This is a genomic window from Serpentinicella alkaliphila (assembly GCF_018141405.1).
GTDB classification, from domain to species: Bacteria; Bacillota; Clostridia; order Peptostreptococcales; family Natronincolaceae; genus Serpentinicella; species Serpentinicella alkaliphila.
The window spans coordinates 1,954,020-1,974,782 of record NZ_CP058648.1 but is presented as its reverse complement, the minus strand read 5'-3'; the positions used below and the strand labels follow the sequence as shown (position 1 = coordinate 1,974,782).

21 protein-coding genes are annotated in these 20,763 nt (G+C 32.4%); 2 read left to right on the top strand and 19 right to left on the bottom strand.

Going from position 1 to position 20,763, the window contains the following annotated elements:
- Positions 1-4 precede the first annotated feature (4 nt).
- The 9 genes from HZR23_RS09910 to HZR23_RS09870 form a co-directional block, all read right to left on the bottom strand.
- Complete coding sequence (locus HZR23_RS09910; RefSeq protein ID WP_165913685.1) at positions 5-154, bottom strand: hypothetical protein; 150 nt, start codon at positions 152-154, stop codon at positions 5-7.
- A gap of 106 nt (positions 155-260) precedes the next feature.
- Positions 261-1,031 (bottom strand): RNA polymerase sporulation sigma factor SigF, encoded by a 771-nt coding sequence (gene sigF / locus HZR23_RS09905; RefSeq protein ID WP_132848530.1) that lies wholly within the window; start codon positions 1,029-1,031, stop codon positions 261-263.
- A 12-nt stretch (positions 1,032-1,043) separates the two neighbouring features.
- Positions 1,044-1,481: an anti-sigma F factor gene (spoIIAB, locus tag HZR23_RS09900; protein ID WP_132848531.1), complete on the bottom strand. Its 438-nt coding sequence runs from the start codon at positions 1,479-1,481 to the stop codon at positions 1,044-1,046.
- Positions 1,482-1,496: 15 nt separating this feature from the next.
- Positions 1,497-1,832 carry an anti-sigma F factor antagonist gene (gene spoIIAA, locus HZR23_RS09895; RefSeq protein WP_132848532.1) on the bottom strand — a complete coding sequence of 112 codons (336 nt, stop codon included), beginning with the start codon at positions 1,830-1,832 and terminating at the stop codon, positions 1,497-1,499.
- A 251-nt stretch (positions 1,833-2,083) separates the two neighbouring features.
- Positions 2,084-2,257, bottom strand: coding sequence for a hypothetical protein (locus HZR23_RS09890; protein ID WP_165913686.1), 174 nt, complete (start codon positions 2,255-2,257; stop codon positions 2,084-2,086).
- A gap of 20 nt (positions 2,258-2,277) precedes the next feature.
- Entirely contained in the window at positions 2,278-2,757 is a 480-nt protein-coding gene (gene moaC / locus HZR23_RS09885; RefSeq protein WP_132848533.1) for a cyclic pyranopterin monophosphate synthase MoaC, read from the bottom strand.
- 18 nt (positions 2,758-2,775) lie between these two features.
- Positions 2,776-3,954: a tRNA uracil 4-sulfurtransferase ThiI gene (gene thiI, locus HZR23_RS09880; RefSeq protein ID WP_132848534.1), complete on the bottom strand. Its 1,179-nt coding sequence runs from the start codon at positions 3,952-3,954 to the stop codon at positions 2,776-2,778.
- 5 nt (positions 3,955-3,959) lie between these two features.
- Positions 3,960-5,108 (bottom strand): cysteine desulfurase family protein, encoded by a 1,149-nt coding sequence (locus tag HZR23_RS09875; RefSeq protein WP_132848535.1) that lies wholly within the window; start codon positions 5,106-5,108, stop codon positions 3,960-3,962.
- A 61-nt stretch (positions 5,109-5,169) separates the two neighbouring features.
- Positions 5,170-5,784, bottom strand: a complete 615-nt coding sequence (locus HZR23_RS09870) for a lactate utilization protein (protein WP_132848536.1) — start codon at positions 5,782-5,784, stop codon at positions 5,170-5,172.
- Positions 5,785-6,108: 324 nt separating this feature from the next.
- On the opposite strand from HZR23_RS09870, the gene HZR23_RS09865 reads away from it, so the two are divergent.
- Positions 6,109-7,101: an asparaginase gene (locus HZR23_RS09865; protein WP_132848537.1), complete on the top strand. Its 993-nt coding sequence runs from the start codon at positions 6,109-6,111 to the stop codon at positions 7,099-7,101.
- A 33-nt stretch (positions 7,102-7,134) separates the two neighbouring features.
- Here the strand turns inward: HZR23_RS09865 and HZR23_RS09860 are convergent, their stop codons facing one another.
- Complete coding sequence (locus HZR23_RS09860) at positions 7,135-8,535, bottom strand: S-layer homology domain-containing protein (protein WP_132848538.1); 1,401 nt, start codon at positions 8,533-8,535, stop codon at positions 7,135-7,137.
- Between the two features lie 131 nt (positions 8,536-8,666).
- Between HZR23_RS09860 and HZR23_RS09855 the strand changes: the two genes are divergently transcribed.
- Positions 8,667-9,683, top strand: a complete 1,017-nt coding sequence (locus tag HZR23_RS09855) for a ribonuclease H-like domain-containing protein (RefSeq protein WP_132848539.1) — start codon at positions 8,667-8,669, stop codon at positions 9,681-9,683.
- 84 nt (positions 9,684-9,767) lie between these two features.
- Here the strand turns inward: HZR23_RS09855 and rnr are convergent, their stop codons facing one another.
- The 9 genes from rnr to HZR23_RS09810 form a co-directional block, all read right to left on the bottom strand.
- Positions 9,768-11,900 (bottom strand): ribonuclease R, encoded by a 2,133-nt coding sequence (gene rnr, locus HZR23_RS09850; RefSeq protein ID WP_132848540.1) that lies wholly within the window; start codon positions 11,898-11,900, stop codon positions 9,768-9,770.
- Positions 11,901-12,014: 114 nt separating this feature from the next.
- Complete coding sequence (locus HZR23_RS09845) at positions 12,015-12,326, bottom strand: DUF1294 domain-containing protein (RefSeq protein ID WP_132848541.1); 312 nt, start codon at positions 12,324-12,326, stop codon at positions 12,015-12,017.
- Positions 12,327-12,407: 81 nt separating this feature from the next.
- Positions 12,408-14,441 carry a sodium-translocating pyrophosphatase gene (locus HZR23_RS09840; protein WP_132848542.1) on the bottom strand — a complete coding sequence of 678 codons (2,034 nt, stop codon included), beginning with the start codon at positions 14,439-14,441 and terminating at the stop codon, positions 12,408-12,410.
- A gap of 37 nt (positions 14,442-14,478) precedes the next feature.
- The gene (gene secG / locus HZR23_RS09835; RefSeq protein WP_132848543.1) at positions 14,479-14,706 is read right to left on the bottom strand and encodes a preprotein translocase subunit SecG; all 228 of its coding nucleotides are present in this window, start codon (positions 14,704-14,706) and stop codon (positions 14,479-14,481) included.
- 80 nt (positions 14,707-14,786) lie between these two features.
- Positions 14,787-16,076, bottom strand: a complete 1,290-nt coding sequence (gene eno / locus HZR23_RS09830; protein WP_132848544.1) for a phosphopyruvate hydratase — start codon at positions 16,074-16,076, stop codon at positions 14,787-14,789.
- Positions 16,077-16,118: 42 nt separating this feature from the next.
- Positions 16,119-17,657 carry a 2,3-bisphosphoglycerate-independent phosphoglycerate mutase gene (gene gpmI / locus HZR23_RS09825; protein WP_132848545.1) on the bottom strand — a complete coding sequence of 513 codons (1,539 nt, stop codon included), beginning with the start codon at positions 17,655-17,657 and terminating at the stop codon, positions 16,119-16,121.
- A gap of 22 nt (positions 17,658-17,679) precedes the next feature.
- A complete protein-coding gene (gene tpiA, locus HZR23_RS09820) occupies positions 17,680-18,420 on the bottom strand; it encodes a triose-phosphate isomerase (RefSeq protein ID WP_132848546.1) in 741 nt (246 codons plus the stop codon).
- A gap of 22 nt (positions 18,421-18,442) precedes the next feature.
- Positions 18,443-19,645, bottom strand: coding sequence for a phosphoglycerate kinase (locus HZR23_RS09815; protein ID WP_132848547.1), 1,203 nt, complete (start codon positions 19,643-19,645; stop codon positions 18,443-18,445).
- A 78-nt stretch (positions 19,646-19,723) separates the two neighbouring features.
- Positions 19,724-20,734, bottom strand: a complete 1,011-nt coding sequence (locus HZR23_RS09810) for a glyceraldehyde-3-phosphate dehydrogenase (RefSeq protein WP_132848548.1) — start codon at positions 20,732-20,734, stop codon at positions 19,724-19,726.
- Positions 20,735-20,763 lie beyond the last annotated feature (29 nt).

Sequence of the window (20,763 nt, the reverse complement as noted above, 5' to 3'; positions counted from 1 at the left end):
CTCTTCACCTCTGAATATCTATATAGACTAAGTCAGCTCTTTCTGGCTCTTTACTTGGTGACTTGTTTGTATAATAGTACCATGTACCAATTCCAATAATCATTACGAAGCATATAACTAATATTTTTCGTATGTTACTTACTAAATATTCCATTTTGTCAGCCTCCTTTAAGTCTATTATTTACTTAAAAATAAATTTAATTCGTTACGTATTTTTAAATGCCTTTAGTAAAAAAGACTTAATTGGATTTAAAATCCACTTAAGTCTTCCTCATTAAATCTTTCATTACATTTAATACTTTCTTTTCAATTCTCGATACTTGTACTTGTGAAATACCTAGTATTTCAGCTATTTGAGTCTGTGTCTTATCTTTAAAATATCTCATTATTATTATTTGCCTTTCCCTTTGATCTAGCTTTGCTAGTATATCCTGAAGAACAAGCCTATCAATTAATTCCGTATCTTCCTCTACCTTACTTTCACTTACTTTATCAATCAAATGTATTGGTGATCCATCATCATGGTGAATAACATCATACAAGTATTCTGGTTGTACATTTGATTCTAAAGCCATAACAATTTCCTCTTTTGTTAGTTCTAGATCATTAGCAATTTCATTTAAGGTTGGTTCTCGACCTAACTCTTGAAATAGTTTTTCTTTCGAAATTCTCACTTTATTAGCTACTTGCTTTAAAGACCTTGACACTTTTATTATACCGTCATCCCTTAAAAACCTTTTAATTTCTCCAATTATCATAGGAACCGCATAAGTAGAGAATCTAACATCATAGCTTATATCAAATTTTTTAATTGCTTTAATTAGTCCAATGCAGCCTAATTGGAATAAATCCTCCTTTTCATATCCCCTATTTCCAAACCTATTTATTATACTTCGAACTAGACCTAAATTATTACTAACCAATATTTCCTGAGCTCTGACATCTCCCTTTTGTGCCCTTATTATAAGGTCCATCGTATCTTTATGTTCTAAAATTTCGTTACTCTCCCCTGATAAGGCTGGAATATTCATTATATCTACCCCTTACTCTTCTTTAAGGCTATTAAATTTCTTTATCATCCTTACCCTAGTACCTTTTCCTATTTCAGAGATAACTTCTACTTCATCCATAAAAGTCTCCATAACAGTAAATCCCATGCCAGAACGTTCTAACTCAGGTTTAGAAGTAAACAAAGGTTCTCTAGCTTGTTGGATATCCTCTATACCTTTCCCATTATCTTCTATAATTATTTCTAAAATATCATCATTTATACTACATTCTAATAAAACACTTCCCATATGATCCTCATACCCATGAATAATAGCATTTGTAACTGCCTCAGATACCGCAGTTTTAATATCAGCTATTTCTTCAATTGTTGGATCTAATTGAGCTGCAAAAGCTGCGGCAACAACTCTGGCAAATGCTTCATTTTGAGACTTACTGTCAAACTGTAATTTCATATGATTTTTATATGCCATCACTCTAACACTCCTTTATAAACTATTCAATGCATCATTTTGAGTTTTGTACTTATTTATAATTCGGTAAAGACCAGCTAAGTTAAATATTTTGTCTACTTTATCTGACACTTGCACTACTGCAACCTTTCCACCAAATTGAGAGATTTTTTTATATCTCCCAATGATTACACCTATACCGGAACTATCCATAAACCTCATATCGCTTAAATTAAAAATTAGATTTTTGCATCTATTTTTAATTATGCTATCATCCAAATCCGCTCTTATTCGTTCTGCAACATGATGATCTAACTCCCCTTTAAGTTTTACTATTAGTGTATTACCAACTATTTCATAATCTAAGTTCACAGAATTTACCTCCTATCCATATTGTTTATTAGATATATTATCTACTTGAGTATTTCAGATTTTCAGTTTGCTCTTTTACTTTATTAAAAGAATTTGACTGTCTTTTCTGATACTCTATTATTTCTATAGTAAATAAATAAGTCCTTCAGTGAAAAAACACTACTTTTGTCCATTTTTCTGTTTTAATGTCAAAAATAAAAATAAGTACATTATTTTGTACTTATTTTTATTTCATATCTATTTATTTTAGGTTATTTATCATCTAGTTTTCTACTGATTTCATTTATTCTAATTTGTACTTCATGAATGTTTAACTTTAATATATCGATTTTTTCTTCTATACTCTTTATTTGATTTGGTATTTGGAAAGCTACTATATAAAATATATACACAGCTACAAGTAATGCTAAAAATATTTCAGCCACTCAATTTCCCCCTCATTAAACTAGCCTTCATATAAGTAATCTCCAGATTTTCCTCCGGTCTTTTTAATCATTCTTATATCAGAAATCTTCATTGTTTTATCTAAGGATTTACACATATCATATATTGTTAAAGCTGTAACAGAAACCGCTGTTAAAGCTTCCATTCCTGCACCGGTTTTCCCAGTTGTACTTATTATCGCTGTTATATCAATCTTATTGTTTTTATCATCTAAATAAAATTCAATGTTAGCGGCATTTATATTAACATTATGACACATCGGAACTAATTGGCCTGTTCTCTTTGCTGCCATTATTCCTGCAACTTGAGAAACAGATAATACATCTCCTTTTTTTACGTCTCCGTCCTTAATTTTTTGTAAAGTTTCGTTATTCATATATACACTACCTTTAGCAATAGCCTCTCTTTTCGTATTCAGCTTATTACTAACATCAACCATTATTGCTCTACCCTCATTATTAAATCGAGTTGAATAGCTCATTAGTTAATCCCCTTTCAGCTATATTTCATCTAAGTAAATATCCTCAACCACAATGTTGTCCATAGCTTCATTTATTAACCTTTCTTCATCAAGCAATTGTTCAGAAGCTAAAATCTTATCTAGTCTAGGTTTTGTTACAGGTCTCTTTGGTAAAAATACTGTACAACAGTCCTCAAAAGGTAAAATTGAAGTTTCATATGTATCTAGTTTTTTAGCAAGGTCTACTATCTCCATTTTATCCATGGTAATCAAAGGCCTAAATACTGGAATTTGTACAGCGCTATTAGTTACATTTAAGCTTTGTATAGTCTGACTTGCTACCTGTCCAATATTTTCCCCAGTTACTAGTGCTTCACAGCCTCTATTTATAGCAACTCTTTCAGCGATTTTCATCATAAACCTTCTAGCTAATATTGTCATTTCCTCCTCAGGACATTTTTCATTTATTTCTTTTTGTATAGGTAGAAGATTTATAGAGTGTAATCTAAATTTACCAAAATACCTTGAAAGTATTTTAGCTAGCTCAACAACTTTTTCCTTTGCTCTATCGCTTGTAAAAGGATAGCTATGAAAATGAATGGCTTCAATTTGTACCCCTCTTTTTCCAACTAGCCAGCCAGCCACAGGACTGTCTATACCACCAGAAAGTAACAGCATTGCTTTTCCATTTGTTCCTAATGGTAGTCCACCGAATCCATATATTTTTTCACTATATACAAATGCGCTATTTCTTATTTCTACAGTAACTAAAATATCTGGATTATGTACATCAACCTGTATATCTTCAAACTCGTCTAAAATGTATGCCCCTAACTCTCTGTTTATCTCAAGGGAATCCATAGGGAAATTTTTATCCGCTCTTTTTGTTTCAATTTTAAAGGTCTTAGTATTTCTTTTTTCTATTGCCACTTCAATTTCATTTTTTACATATTCCTTTATTGTGTCCATATTAACTTCAAACCTATTAGCTATACTTATAGATACAATTCCAAAGATCTTTCTAATTCGTTCAACAATTTCAACCTCATTACCATTTTGTGCTTCTACATATATTCTACTATGCTCTTTGTATACTCTAGGTTTACCTAAGTCACTAACTGCAATTCGAACATGCTTTAAAAGCTTATCCTCAAAAAATCTGCGATTTAATCCTTTTAAACTAATTTCTCCATACCTTACAATAACTACTTTACCCAATTATGTCACCTCTTAATTATTTTTCTTAAATCATTTAAATGCTTATTAATTTTATCAACTGCATAGTCAATCTCTTCTCTTGTATTAGTATAACTTATACTTATTCTTATAGCACTATCAATTATATCTTCTTTTAACCCCATAGCCTTTAAGACATGACTAAAATCCTTTTTCCTAGAGGTGCAGGCAGAACCTGATGATACATATACCCCATCCTGCTCCAAGCTATGAAGCATTATTTCGCTTCTAATGCCTTTAAATGAGACATTTATAATATGGGGAGTAAAATTATCATTTATCCCATTATTAAAATGTATATCATCAATACACTCATGTAAGCTCTTAACTAAATATGCTTTTAAGCCCCTCATATATTCAATATTTTCTTCACTAATTAAACTAGCTGCTTTAGCCAGACCAACAATACCTGGCACATTTTCTGTCCCTGCTCTTAAATTATTTTCTTGGCTGCCACCTAATAAATTTGGTTGAATTTTAACTCCAGATTTAATATATAGGGCACCTATACCTTTTGGCCCATGAATTTTATGGCCACTTAGTGCATATGTATCCACATTAGCCTGTTTTACGTTAAACTTTATTTTTCCAAAACCTTGAATTCCATCTACATGGAATAAAGTATTTCTATTTATCTTTTTTATAATTTCTCCAATTTCCATAATTGGTTGTATAGTCCCGGTTTCGTTATTTGCATGCATTATACTTACTAAAAGCGTATCCGGTCTCATAGACTCTTTTAACCTCTCTAAAGATATAAAGCCCTCTCTATCAACGTCTAAATAGGTTACTTCAAAGCCATTACTACTTAGATGTTCAAAAGTATTTAGAACAGATTTATGCTCTGTTTTGGTTGTAATAATATGATTTCCTGATCTTCTATTAGCCATAATCAAACCATTAATTGCTAAGCTATTTGACTCAGTTCCACCAGAGGTAAAAACCACTTCCTTATCACTACAGCCTAGTGCTCTAGCTACTACTTTTCTACATTCTTTTATTTCCTTTTCAACCTCCAAGCCCTTTCTATGTAGAGAAGATGGGTTTGCATATAAATTTTTAAGAGCCCAAGAAATAGCCTCTATAACCTCATCCTTAGGTCTTGTGGTAGCCGCATTGTCTAAATAAACTTCCATTATTCTTCCTCCAAATTTTCAAATACTGCCTCTATATTATTATTATTTCCTTAAAAAAATTTTAAAAACCTAATTCCTGGTCTACAAAATAAATATTAAGGTCAATGTTCTTTGGCTTTCTATTAATTATTGTAGTCACATTACACATTCTCTCTTCAGAATCACAGTCTTTACATATTCCTTCTATGGCACATGGTGTTTCTAGTCCAAGTCTTTTAGCATTTTGTGGACAGGAAATATTTTTAATTCTAGAAATTGCTGATGATTGATTCTTGCAAATTTTATTTTTACCGCAAACAATAATCACCTTCTTAGGCCCATAATACATTGCACTTATTCTATTTCCCACTCCATCTATATTTACTAATTCACCTTGCTCAGTTATAGCATTTGTACTTGTTAAAAATATGTCTGAAGTAAATGAGGCCTTTCTTCTAACTTCATCTCTTTCCTCTGGCCTAACCATCCAATGCCAATAAACTTTAGCTTGTTTTGACTGTAAATCCCTATATATTTCAAGTTCTTTAATAGTCATAGAGCCCCCTATACCAACAACCATATCTGGATTAATTTCTGTTGTTATCTCTTTTTTAACTTCTTCTTTTGTTCTAAAATATTTTGTCTTTATTCCTCTTTCCTCAAGTTTAGAAATTAATTCTCTTACTTTTTCGTCCATATGACTTCCCCCCTAATATATTTCCTGGGAATAATTATATAACATAATTAACCTATTTACAAAATTTTAAATAACTTAAATAAATAATAAAAAAATTTGTCAAATTGTTGCGTATTTTGTCGAATTTTGTTATAATATTTTTATGGTTATCCCCCTGATAACCTAGAAATATAATCTCTATTCCCAATACCCCTTTTAAACAAACCACATTATCCAATGTGGCCGGGCCTTGCCCGGTATTTTTTTTATCTTTTATTCTGCTATTTTTTCCCTTATAATTAAATTATTTAGTGTTATAATATATCTTAAATAGGAGGTTTTTATATGAATAAACCTAAGGTTGCTATAATATTTACGGGTGGCACCATATCTATGTCTGTTGATCCGAGAATTGGTGCTGCAATCCCATCTTTATCGAATGAACAAATTCTAGCATTAGTTACAAATATAGATAGATATGCTGAAATTGAAACTATAGATTTTTCAAATATTCCTGGACCACATATGGACCCAGATATGATGATGAAACTAAGAGAACTAGTAATTCAAAATCTGGATAGAGCTGATATTTGTGGGGTTATTATAACCCATGGTACAGATACTTTAGAAGAAACAGCATACCTACTTGATTTATCTATTGATTCTACTAAACCTATAGTTATGGTAGGTGCCATGAGAAATAGTTCTGAGCTAGGATATGACGGGCCTAGTAATTTAGCTGCAGCAGTATGTACTGCTATATCCCCTCAAAGTCATAATAAAGGTACTCTAGTTGTTATGAATAACGATGTTAATGCTGCCAGTGAGGTCACTAAAACAAATACACTTAGTCTAGATACATTCAAATCCTTAGAGTTTGGTGCCTTAGGTATAGTAGACGGTGATGATGTGATTTTCCATCGAAAAGTTGTTAATAGGCAGCATATAATAACTGAGAAAATAGACACTAACGTTGAACTAATTAAATGTGTAGCAGGAATGGATTCAAATCTAATAAACCATTGTGTTAACTCTGGAGTAAGCGGTCTTGTTATTGAAGGTCTAGGAAGGGGAAATGTACCCCCTAAAATGCTATCCGGTATTAAAAATGCTATAGATAAAGGCATAGCTGTTGTTTTAATATCTAGATGTCCTACAGGAAGAGTGATGCACAATTATGGATATGAGGGTGGGGGTAATGATCTTCGTAAAATGGGTGTTATTTTCGGCGGGGATTTACCAGGACAAAAAGCTAGAATTAAACTAATGTTGGCCTTAGGTAAAACAAAGGATCTACATACAGTTAGAGAGTTAATAGAGAATTATCAATATAGATAGTTGTTATATATAATTGAAATGAACCGTAGCAACCTACGGTTCCATTAATAGCTGTTTTTTAAATGATGTATAATTAGAGTCTAGCTCATCACTATACATACTAAACTGCCTATTTTCACGTAATTCTGAAATTATATCTTCTAAGTACTCTAAAGCTCTACTTTTACCAGAGGCTTTGTATTCAAGATACGTTTTATTTAAAGCTAAGTGAGTTTCAAGTCTAATATCTAAATTATCAGTATTTAATAAATTGGTATGTATTTCCTTAGCTTCCTTAATATTATTTAGCTTATAGTGGATTATGGACAATAGTACTCCACTATAAATTTTTTCTTGTGTATGTGAAGCTGTATAAAACTTTTCTATTGCATTCTTTAATAAATCTATATTAACATATTCTATATTTTCGTAAGCGTATAATAGTAAATTATATATACCATCTACAAAACTCTCATCCACACTAACATAATATGATAATGTCTCTTCTAAAATATCAGCTTTATTAACATCATTTATAGAATTGTCATATTTTAAAATGTAGTAATTAACACCTAATAAATTTTTATATTTTTTCTGTTTTAATTCCCATAAGGTTTTTATTGGAGTTAAATCATACAAATGTTGCTCTTCAAAAGGTATAAAACCTATAAACTCTTTATACTCTAAGGAAGTTATTGCATCAATAAATAATCTATCCTCTATACTAAGCTGCCCACCATTTAAATTTATTGAAAATAAAGGGTAGTTTTTATTAATCTTTTCTTCTATTGGTAGTACTGTTAATATATTATTACTTACATAATCTAGATCATTATAAATACGTTTTATAATTGTTGCTGATTCAGCTCTAGTCACATAATCATATGGTCTAAATTTATTATTGAAGCCTAGTATTATTCCATTGTTTACTAACTCACTTAATTCATTAAAAAACCTAATGTTAACCGGAATATCATCGAATTTATTGCTCTGAATGTAAATAGGAGGTGTTGTAATGGCTCTTGTTAAAATAGCAGCTTCAAATCTAGATATCTTTCTATTAGGATATAGTCTATTACCAATAAAGATGTCCTCTAAGGAAATATTTGCAAATCCTAAGGAATCAATAGCACTTGAAAAATGCTCTATTTCTTTATATGCCCAGTGAGTATTATCAATGTCTATGTAACTTAGAATTGTGTCAGCGTTATTATTCGTATAGCCATTTTTACTTTCTAAAATCCTATTTAATAATGCTATATATTGTGCTCTTGTTATATGCTCTTCTGGTCTAAAAGTTCCGTCTGGATACCCCTTAAATATTTTTACATCATTAGTAGCCCAATAAACACTATCAGCACTCCAATGGTTGTCTATGTCTAAATACTGGGCATAACTTAAACATAAACTGAAAAACAGAATTATAACTAAAAGAATCGTTGCTTTTTTTAACATATTTACACCCCCTCTCGATATATTATGTTATTACCACAATTTTCAGGTGTACAAACACCAATTTCGATAAATGTTTACATATTGCATGTAAATCTGATAGTATATTTGTATATTAAAATCAGGAGGAAGGTATGAAGGAATTTAGCTACTTACTGGAAGAAATTTATGAGTTTCCTCAAATAATACATGAATTAATTGAAAATAGAAATGTTTGTATTTTTGATATAGAGACTACGGGTCTTAATAGAAATAAAGATAAAGTTATACTTATTGGTTATCTCTTTTTTGACAATAAAAAACCTGTAATAAAGCAATTATTTGCAGAGAAACAGGATGAAGAACTAAATATTTTACAACGTTTTAACCAAGAGATCAATGATTTTGACCTATTGATAACTTTTAATGGCAAAAACTTTGATATTCCTTTTCTACAAGCTAGATTTGATAAACATACAATTGGTCATTCACTTCAATTAATAGACCATATAGATATTTTTAAGCATTTAAAGATATATTCTGATATGCTAAATCTTAAGGATTATAAATTGAAAAGTATTGAGAAATTTCTAAGAATTGATAGAAAGGATACCATTAGTGGAAAAGATAGTGTGCTTTTGTATAATGAATATACTAAGTGTAATGATGAAGAACTATTAAACAAGATTATGCTTCATAACTATGAGGACATATATCACTTAGGTAAGATACTAAATATATATAAGCATATACCTGTTCATAAAAATGAGTTTGCTACAATAATTATAGATAAAAACTTTAATGATGAGCCTATAGATTTAAATTATTTTGTTATAGACATTGCTCTAAAAGATAGAACTTTGGTTCTACGAGGTAGAAGTAAAGTTCTAAATCACATAGTTGATCAAGTTCATCATCATACGGCCTTTAGATTCAAATGGGTACCTAAGGAAGGCTTCTTTGAACTGTCCTACTACTTAAATAAATTTAATATAAATGAAACGAAACACTTCTATGCCATTAATATAAATTCTTTGGATTTCCTAAATAACAATATAAATATTTATAAGGACCAAATTGTAAATGACAACTTAATTATAAGTATTGGTAATAGAATAAAGATAGACTCAGCTACTCAGCTTATTAATGATACTATCCTTTATTTACTGTAAACACCCTTATATCATATAATGATATAATCGGTATAGCTAACAGAGCTATACCGATTATATTTTATTATCTATTGTTTTATTTATTTAGTTGTTATTAGTAGTGTCTATTAAATTGAAATCAATCTCTTTCTGCATTAGATCTACTCTAGCAACCTGGATCGTTACTTCATCACCTATTCTATAGGTTTTCTTTGTTCTTTCCCCAGTAAGAGAGTGGTGTTCGCTATTATAAATATAATAATCATCAACTAATGAGCTTAATCTTACCATACCTTCAATTGTATTTCCTAACTCTACAAACATACCAAAGGATGTTATACCTGATACAATTCCTTCGAATACTTCTCCAATACGTTCTTGCATATATTCTGCTTTCTTTAAATCTACTGTATCTCTTTCAGCATCATCAGCAATTCTTTCTCTAGCTGAAGATTGATCAGAAATATACGCCACTGTTGCCTTAAGTTTTTCACTTCGTTTACCAGTTAGCTTACCTTGCAGATGCTCCTTAATTATTCTATGAATCATTAAGTCTGGATACCTTCTAATAGGTGATGTAAAGTGCGAATAATACTTCGCTGCTAATCCAAAGTGTCCTAAATTATTTGGGGCATATCTAGCCTTTCTTAAAGATCTTAACATTAAAGTATTTATAACTGCTTCTTCTTTTTTACCCTCAATTTTTTTTAATAAATCTTGAAGTGTCTTTGGATGAATCTCTTCTGTTAAACCCTTTAAATGATATCCAAAATTATGAATAAACTTATTGAATTCCTCAATTCTCTCTAAACTTGGTTCCTCATGAACACGATAAACAAATGGAGCATTTAGCCAGTGATAATGCTCAGACACTGTTTCATTACACACTAACATGAATTCTTCGATTATTCTATTAGCAGTTCTTCTCTCGTATCTTTTAATTTCAATAGGTTTACCCTTGTCGTCTAGGATAACTTTCGACTCAGGGAAATCAAAATCTATAGCTCCCCTATCGTCTCTTCGTTTATTTAAGATTTTATATAACTCTTCCATAGTTTTAAAATCTTCTAATAGATCTTTATATCTTTCCTTCAAAACTGGATCATCTTTTTCTAATATATTAGAAACATCCTCATAAATCATTCTTTCATTTATTTTGATTACACTTTCCATTATTTCATGATTTACAACTTTACCTTTACTATCAATTTCCATAAAACATGTTAGAGTTAATCTATCTATATGTGGATTCAAACTACAAACCCCATTTGATAATTTTTTAGGTAACATTGGAATAACTCTATCCACTAGATAAACACTAGTAGCCCTTTTTACTGCTTCCTTATCTAATTCTGTATTTTCTCTTACATAATGTGCTACATCAGCAATATGAACACCCAACTTATAATTTCCGTTGCCTAGTTTTTCAACAGAAACTGCATCGTCTAAATCCTTTGCATCTGCCCCGTCGATTGTGACCATTTTTATATGTCTTAAATCAACTCTTCTTTTAATTTCATCCTCAGGTATTTCCTCTGGAATAGAATTAACTTCATCCATTACTTCCTCAGGAAAATCTGGATCTAACTTATACTGTCTCATTATTGCTAAAATATCAGTTCCAACATCGTCCTTATCGCCTAATACCTCGATTATTCTTCCTTCCGGGTTTCTTCTGGCCTCAGGCCATTTTGTAATTTCACATACTACCTTGCTTCCAGTTTTAGCTCCATTTCGCTCACCTTTCGGTATAAATACATCCATCGATAGTTTATTATCATCTGGAACAACAAATCCAAAATTTCTACTATCCTCATAAGTACCAACAATTTCTGAATTGGCTCTTTCAAGAATCCTTATTATTTCGCCTTCACATTTTTTTGAATCACTACCCATATTGTTAATTCTAGCAATAACCTTGTCTCTATGCATACCACCATTCATAAAGTTTGACGGTATAAATACATCCCTTACTTCTTCTAACTCAGAAACAACAAATCCGTAACCTCTCGAATGGCTTTCAAGCCTACCTACGATTAGTCCCATTCTCTCAGGAACACCATATCTTTTCTTTCTAGTTTTAATTATTAAACCTTCTTGTTCCATCTCGCTTAAAAGTTTACCAAATACCTTTTTTTCTTTACCTTCAATTTCTAAAGCATTTATTAGTTCTTCTTCAAGCATTGGACTATAAGCGGACTCTCTCATAAATTCCACTATTTTCTCTTTTATAGACATTCTATACCTCCTAATACTGCGGTGTGTTTACTCTGATAAAATATATTATGCACCAAAGTTATATTTTTAGTCTTTTTGACATATTACAACACTTTTCCTGGGAAATAGGTTCTTTTAAACAAATCTGTTTATAATTATGTAGAACACTATAATGTTTATCAAATAAAATATCGGTACTCCAATATAAAACTTTTGCTTATTTGTCTTATGTCTAAATGCAACCATACCTATTAATACCCCAATAGATCCTCCGACAAACGAAAGAACGATAAATGTTGATTCTTTAATTCTCCACTGATCCCTTTTAGCCTTGTACTTATCAATAAACATTAGTGCAAATGAAAAAATGTTTACAGCTATTAAATATATGATAAAAATAAAAAGTATTCTAGAATAGCCATATAATATCTGAACTAAGCTATTCATTTTTCATCCCCCATTTATTATTTATATTTTCGAGTCAAAAAAACCCTTAATTTTTTTTATTAAGGGTTTTTAATGTATATTCTATTCAAAGAATCTTAATAATAATCCACCAAATTGAGCAAATAAAGGAGCAAATACTACTGATACAATTGTCATTAACTTAATTAAGATGTTAATTGAAGGTCCAGAAGTATCTTTGAATGGATCCCCTACTGTATCTCCTACAACCGCAGCTTTATGAGGTTCACTACCTTTTCCACCATGGTTTCCTTCTTCGATATATTTTTTAGCATTATCCCATGCTCCACCTGCATTCGCCATCATAATAGCTAAAAGAACTCCTGCTACTAATGAACCTGCTAATAAACCACCAACTGCATCTGCTCCTAAAAGAACTCCAGTAGCAATTGGCGCAACAACTGCTAATACACCAGGGATAATCATTTCTCTTAAAGCTGCTGCAGTACTGATATCTACACATTTAGCATACTCAGGTTTTCCTGTACCTTCCATAATTCCTGGAATTTCTCTAAATTGTCTTCTAACTTCTTCAATCATTTGGAATGCAGCTTTACCTACTGCTTCCATCGTCATAGCAGAGAATAGGAACGGAAGCATTCCACCAATTAACATACCCGCAATAACCGCTGGGCTTGTTAAGTCAATCATATTTAATCCAACAGCCGCAGTGTAAGTAGCAAATAAAGCTAAGGCAGTTAAGGCAGCTGAACCAATTGCAAAACCTTTACCAATTGCAGCTGTAGTGTTTCCTACTGCATCTAGTTTATCTGTAATTTTTCTTACATCCTTTGGTAATTCACACATTTCAGCAATACCACCAGCATTATCTGCTATAGGACCGTAAGCATCTACTGCTATAGTCATACCAGCTGTTGCTAACATACCAACTGCTGCTAAGGCGATTCCGTATAATCCAGCAACACCAAAAGCAATTAAAATACCTACTGCTATAATTAAAATTGGCCAAGCAGTTGACATCATTCCTACTGCTAATCCACTAATAATAGTTGTAGCGGGACCTGTCTCAGATTGTTGAGCAATCTTTTTAACACTTGCATACTCACCTGATGTATATCTCTCAGTGATATTAGCTATTAATAAACCTACAATAAGTCCTGTTACTATAGCTAAAAATCCTCTAATATCTCCTAATAACCTTGTACTTAAGAAAAACGCAATACCAACTGTAATTGCACCACTTACATATGTTCCCATATGAAGTGCTCTAGAAGGATCTGAGTTTTCATCTCCTTTAACGAAGAACGTTCCAATAATAGATGCAATAATTCCAGTTGCAGATAATAATAATGGGAATAAAGCTCCATTTAATCCATATTGTCCATTATTAGCAATTAAACCTAAAGCAATTGCAGCGATAATAGATCCAACATATGACTCAAATAAGTCAGCACCCATACCAGCAACGTCACCTACGTTATCTCCAACGTTATCTGCTATAACCGCTGGGTTTCTTGGATCATCTTCAGGAATCCCTGCTTCAACTTTACCAACTAAGTCAGCACCAACGTCCGCAGCTTTAGTATAGATTCCACCACCAACACGTCCAAATAAAGCTATTGAAGATGCACCTAAAGCAAATCCTGTTATAATTTCAGCCGCTTGAGCTGAATCACCAGTTAAATTATTTAATATTATAAATAGTCCACCAACACCTAGTAATCCTAATCCTACAACTGACATACCCATAACAGCTCCACCAGAAAAGGCAACACTTAAAGCTTTGTTCATTCCACCTTCTTTAGCTCCATTTGCTGTTCTAACATTTGCCTTAGTAGCAACTCTCATTCCAAAGAATCCCGCTAAACCTGAGAAAAGTGCCCCTACCAAGAAACAAATTGCCGTAAGCCAACTTTTTAAACCTATACCTAAAACAAAAAACAGTACAATTGCAAAGATTACGAGGGTTTTATATTCTCTAGTTAAGAAAGCCATTGAACCCTCTTCTATGTAAGATGCAATCTCTCGCATTCTCTCATTTCCTGGGTCAACACTATTGATTCTGTTCGTTAAAATATATGCAAATATTAGTGCGATAACACCAGTGATTGGTGCTAAAATCATCCAGTTACTCATTATCTTTTGTTCCTCCTTATACTATTCAGTTAAATTATTATTGTATTGTAACAAGCGCTAAAGCAACTATTATAAATACTGCAGCTGAAACAGCTGTTAATTTACTTAGCATTGCTTCGTAACCCCTTGCTTTACCTCCATACATTTGCTCAGATCCACCTGCAATTGATCCAGATAAACCAGCACTTTTGCCTGATTGTAATAAAATAGTAACTATTAAAATAATTGACACAATTAATTGTACAACCATTAATACTGTTCGCATTCATTTCCACCTCCCAGCACGCAATTAACATTCATATTTTAACATAGTGACTATTCAAAGGTCAACCAAAATAATTTTGTCTATTTAAGGTTATAGAACACATCTTCCCCTAAATACTGTGCTGTCAGATCTAGATAATCTTCAATTCTAAGTAACTGGTTATATTTTGCAACACGATCAGTTCTTGCTGGTGCCCCAGTTTTTATTTGTCCTGCATTTACTGCAACTGCAATATCTGCTATCATTGAATCCTCTGTTTCTCCAGATCTGTGAGATATAACTGCTGTATATCCAGCTCTCTTTGCCATTTCAATAGCATCTAATGTTTCAGTTATAGTTCCTATTTGATTTAATTTTATTAAGATAGAATTTGCAGTTTTCGTTTTAATTCCTTTTGTTAATCTTTCTGTATTAGTAACGAAAAGGTCATCACCAACTATTTGTATCCTACTTCCAAGTTTTTCAGTCATTAATTTCCATCCGTCCCAATCTTCTTCGCTTAATCCATCTTCAATTGAAATAATTGGATACTTACTTATCAACTCTGCATAATACTCAACCATTTCTCCAGCTGTTTTTACTACTCCTTCACCGGCTAACTTATATACTTTATCTTGTTCATCATATAATTCAGTTGCCGCTACGTCTAATGCAAGCTTGATATCGTCATTTGGCCTATATCCAGATTTTTGTATAGCTTCTATAATCACTTGAAGTGCTTCTTCGTTAGAAGATAAATTAGGCGCAAACCCACCTTCATCACCTACTCCAGTCATAAGACCTTTGCTTTTTAACACTGATTTAAGATTGTGATAAACTTCAACACACATTCTTAAACCTTCTTTATAGCTTTTTGCACCAACTGGCATGATCATAAACTCTTGAATATCAACATTGTTATCTGCATGGGCTCCACCGTTAAGTATGTTCATCATCGGAACTGGTAGTTGTTTAGCATTAACTCCACCTAAATACTGAAATAATGGGATTTCTAGATCTTCTGCAGCTGCTTTTGCAACAGCCATAGAAACTCCTAAAATTGCATTTGCTCCCAAATTACTTTTATTTAATGTGCCGTCTAATTCTCTTAAAACACTATCAATAGCTACCTGATCAATAGCACTCATTCCAATTATTTCTGGTGCTATTTCTTCATTTACATTTTTAACAGCATTTAATACGCCCTTACCTAAATATCTTGAACTATCTCCATCTCTCAATTCTACTGCCTCGAATGCTCCTGTAGAAGCACCTGATGGAACAATAGCACTTGCCATTACGCCACTTTCTAAGTATACCTCAACCTCAATTGTTGGGTTACCCCTAGAGTCTAATACCTCTCTTGCATATACATCACTAATTACTGTCATACTCAATTCTCCTCTCAATAAATAATTTTTTATCTAGTTTAATTAAATTTTTAGTAAGCTTTTACCTGTCATTTCCCTTGGTTGTTCTAATCCTAATAATTCTAGTAAGGTAGGAGCGATATCACATAATTTTCCATCCATTCTAAGATCATTAACATTTCCATTAATTACTATACATGGCACTAAATTAGTTGTGTGGGCAGTAATAGGCGTACCATTTTCTAAATTAATCATCTCTTCAGCATTTCCATGGTCTGAAGTTACAATTGCTTTACCATGCTTCTGCTCTATTTTATCAATTACTTGACCAAGGCATCTATCAACTACCTCTAAAGCTTTAATAACAGCACTTATATCTCCTGTATGTCCTACCATGTCTGGATTTGCATAGTTTAAAACGATAAAATCGTATTTATCTTCGTCTAGTGCATTAATTACCTCTTTAGTAACTTCAATAGCACTCATTTCAGGCTTTAAATCATATGTTGCTACCTCTGGTGATTTAATAAGCTTTCTATCCTCATTGTCATAGGACTTCTCGATTCCACCATTAAAGAAATATGTAACATGAGCATATTTTTCTGTCTCTGCTATTCTTAATTGACTATATCCTGAATTACTTAAATATTCACCTAAAGTATTATTAATATTTTGAGGCTTATAAGCTATTTCAACATCCTCTATTGTTTTATCATATAGTGTCATAGTTACAAAATTTAAAGGAATGTATCCAGTTTCCCTTTGGAAACCATCAAACTCTTTCTCTACTAAGGCTTTAGTTATTTGTCTAGCTCTGTCTGGTCTAAAATTGAAGAATATTACACCATCTCCTTCGCTTATACAATCATTAGTAAAATTAGTATCATTAGTAATAACTGTAGGTGTAACAAATTCATCGTTTTCTCCTAATACATATGCATTAGTAACAGCCTCCAGGGCAGTTTTAGCTTTTCTACCTTTCCCTTGCACAAGGGCATCATATGCTAATACAGTTCTTTCCCATCTTCTATCTCTATCCATAGAATAATACCTACCACTTACTGTAGAAATTCTTCCTATGCCTATATTATCAACCTTTTCTTGAAGCTGAGTTATGTATTCAGTAGCACTTTTAGGTGGTGTATCTCTTCCATCTAAAAAACAGTGAATTACTAAATCCTTTAGGTTATTCTCTTTAGCCATATCGATTAGGGCAAATAAATGCTCAATATGACTATGTACCCCTCCATCTGATAGTAATCCCATCAGATGGAGTTTTTTGTTATTGTTATTAACATACTTCATAATACGTAACAGTGTTTCATTTTTAAAGAATTTTCCAATTTTGACTTCTCTAGATATGCGTGTTAGTTCTTGATATACAATTCTGCCAGCACCTATATTAAGATGACCAACTTCAGAATTACCCATCTGCCCCTCTGGCAATCCAACAGCTAAACCACTTGCTTGAATTTTTGTATGGGGATATCTATTAATTAGTTTATTGTAGTTTGGCAAATGTGCTTTTTTAACGGCATTACCTATATTTTCATCACTTAGTCCAAATCCATCTAAAATAATCAAGGCAACTGGTTTTTTCATACAACAACCTTCCTCTCTAATTTTAAAAGTTTACAATCTCGATAAACTCATCAACCTTTAAGCTAGCTCCACCAACCAAAGCTCCATCTATATCCTCCTCATTAAGGAACTCAGAGGCATTTGAACCATTAACACTTCCACCATATAATATTCTAATTTCTTCCGATACCTCTTCTCCAAGCTCTTTAGAGATTGTATTTCTAATATATGATATAACCTCATTTGCTTCCTGTGGAGTTGGAGTTTTACCAGTACCTATAGCCCAGATTGGCTCATATGCAATAGTAATGTTATTTAAGTTGTCAACACCTCTTAAAGCCTTTAATACCTGTTCACTTACTTTGCTATTTGTTTTACCTGCATTCTTTTCCTCTAATGTCTCACCAACACAGAGTATAGGCTTTAGTCCAGACTCAATCGCATTTAATACCTTCTTATTGACTATTTCATTAGTTTCATTAAAGTATTCTCTTCGTTCTGAGTGACCAATAATAACATATGATACATTATGCTCCAATAACATTTGAGCACTTATTTCCCCTGTAAATGCTCCTTTTTCTTCCCAGTGTAGATTTTGTGCACCTAGCTTTAAGTTAGACTCTTTACATAAATCTTCGCCAAGAGACAGAAGAGTAAAAGGACAGCAAACAACTATTTCAACATCAGTTTTTAAGCTTTCTTCCTTTAGTTCTAAAATAAGCTTTGATGCTAATTCTTTATTCCCGTTCATTTTCCAATTTCCAGCAATTAAAGGTCTGCGCATTATATACATTTCCTCCTAGTATCTACTTATCTTCTATTGCATTTATTCCCGGTAAGGTTTTACCTTCTAAAAGTTCTAAGGATGCTCCACCACCTGTTAAAATATAGCTCATTTTATCTGCATAACCTAATTCCTCAACAGCTGCAGCACTGTCTCCGCCACCAATTACTGTAGTAGCATTACTTTCTGCCATAGCTTCCGCGACCTGTTTAGTTCCCTTTGCAAAGGCAGGCATTTCGAAAACTCCCATTGGGCCATTCCATACTACAGTTGATGCAGACAAAATTTTCTCTGCAAATAATTTATTAGTCTTTTCACCTATATCTAGCCCGATCATGTTAGAAGGTATTTCTTCAATTGTTACTGTTTTATGCTCAGAATTAGCATCAAACTCGTAGGCAGCAACAACATCTACAGGTAAAATAAATTCTACACCCTTTTCCTTGGCTTTTTTCATTAAATCTTTAGCAAGTTCAACCTTGTCTTGCTCCAATAAGGAATTACCAATTTCGAAGCCTAGGGCTTTTATGAAGGTGTACGACATGCCTCCACCAATTAAAATGGTGTCAACAACATTTAGGAGATTTTCAATTACACCGATTTTATCCGAAACCTTGGCCCCCCCTAAAATAGAAACAAAAGGCTTTTTAGGGTTGTTTAACAAATCATCTATTACTTTAGCTTCCTTAGCAATTAAATATCCCATAGCAGAAGGAAGATAATCTGCAACTCCAGTTGTTGAACTATGTGCCCTATGAGCAGTACCAAAAGCATCATTTACATAAATTTCTCCTAACTCAGCCAAACTCTTTGAAAAAGCCTCATCATTCTTTTCTTCTTCACTTCTATATCTAACATTTTGAAGAAGCATAATTTGTCCTGGTTGTAAATCCTTTGCCAATTCTTTAGTTTTTGATCCTACAACCTCATCGTCATTAGAAAAAACAACTGTTTTATCAAGTAATTGAGACAATCTTTCGGCTATTGGTTCCAAAGAATATTTAGGGTTAGCTTCTCCATTTGGTCTACCTAAATGAGACATTAGTATTATAGCAGCTCCATTATTTAATAAATATTCGATAGTTGGTATCGCAGCTCGAATTCTTCTATCGTCCGTAATGTTATTAGTTTTTTTATCCATGGGTACATTAAAATCACATCTAACTAAAACTTTCTTATTATGTATATTTATATCCTCAATTGTCTTCTTCTTTAAATTAATCATTTAAATGTTCCCTCCTTATCTTATATACATATCAAAAAGCCCGATCCCATAGTTAAACTATAAAATCGGACCTAATTACTATAACCCTTTACTAGCTATAAGGTCTACTAAATCTACTACCCTTGTTGAATAACCCCATTCGTTGTCATACCAAGCTACAATTTTCACCATGTTATTATCCATTACAGTAGTCGATAAACCATCTACTATCGATGAGTGAGGGTCTTGCTTATAGTCAACGGATACTAAAGGCTCCTCAGAATATTTTAATATTCCTTTTAGAGAACCGTTAGCTGCTTCACTAAAGGCCGTATTAATTTCTTCTTTTGTTACATCTTTATTTAATTCACAAACTAAATCAACTACAGATACAGTTGGAGTTGGAACCCTCATAGCCATACCACTTAATTTACCCTTAAGTTCAGGTAATACTAAAGCTACAGCTTCAGCTGCTCCAGTAGTAGTTGGTATAATTGATTGACCAGCTGCTCTCGCTCTTCTTAAATCTTCATGAGGTAAATCTAAAATTCTTTGGTCATTTGTATATGCATGAATTGTAGTCATTAATCCTCTTTTTAATCCATACTTATCGTTTAGCACCTTTGCAAATGGCGCTAGACAATTTGTAGTACAGGATGCGTTTGAAATAATATTGTGCTCTGCTGGATTATATTTATCATCATTAACTCCGATTACAATAGTTATATCCTCTTTTTTAGCAGGAGCAGTTATTATTACCTTTTTTGCACCAGCGTTAACATGCTTCATAGCTTGGTCTTTAGTTCTAAAGATTCCTGTCGCTTCAATAACTATATCTACACCCATTGTTCCCCAAGGTAATTTCTCTGGGTCTCTTTCAGCCACTACTTTTATTTCTTTGCCATTCACTATTAATGTGTCACCTTTAGCTTCTACGGTACCGTTAAACTTACCGTATAAGCTGTCATATTTTAATAGATGTGCTAATGTTTCTGCGTCTGTTAAATCATTTATAGCTACGATTTCCCACTCTCTTTTTTCTTCTAAGGCGATTTTAAAAGCATTTCTACCAATTCTACCAAACCCATTAATTGCCACTTTAATACTCAAATGAACAACCTCCTCATACCTCTAATATA